Origin of the sequence: Pseudomonas sp. SID14000 (assembly GCF_002165135.1) — a bacterium.
Taxonomy (GTDB): domain Bacteria; phylum Pseudomonadota; class Gammaproteobacteria; order Pseudomonadales; family Pseudomonadaceae; genus Aquipseudomonas.
On record NZ_NFZQ01000162.1, the window covers coordinates 1 to 394 of the forward strand.

1 pseudogene is annotated in these 394 nt (G+C 69.0%); it reads right to left on the bottom strand.

From position 1 onward, the window contains the following. Window positions 1-181 (bottom strand): annotated as a pseudogene (locus CAY82_RS27775) (NADP-dependent isocitrate dehydrogenase); the annotation flags it as partial. Between the last annotated feature and the right edge of the window lie 213 nt (window positions 182-394).

Here is a 394-nt window from a genome sequence, read left to right on the forward strand (position 1 = left end):
TGATCGGGTCGGAGACCTTCATCATCGTGGCCTTGAGGTGCACCGAGAACAGCACGCCCTCGGCCTTGGCCCGTGCGACCTGCGCGGTGAAGAACTCACGCAGCGCGGCGACGCGCATGACGGAGGCGTCCACGACCTCGTCGGCGAGCACGGGTACCGACTCGCGCAGCACCGTGGTGCTGCGCTCCGGCTCCCAGTTGTCGGCCGCTTCCTCCGTCAGGTACTCCCTGGCTATCGAGAACTCGGGGTCATCGCTGGTCAGCGCCTCGAGGAAGCCGTCGAGTATCTCCTCGGGCCGGGCTCCGTCCCGTGGCGGGACGCCGAAGACACGGACCTGCGCGTCGGTCCGCTGTGTGGCGTCGACGGCGGTCACATCCCCGCCGTCGGGCATCGA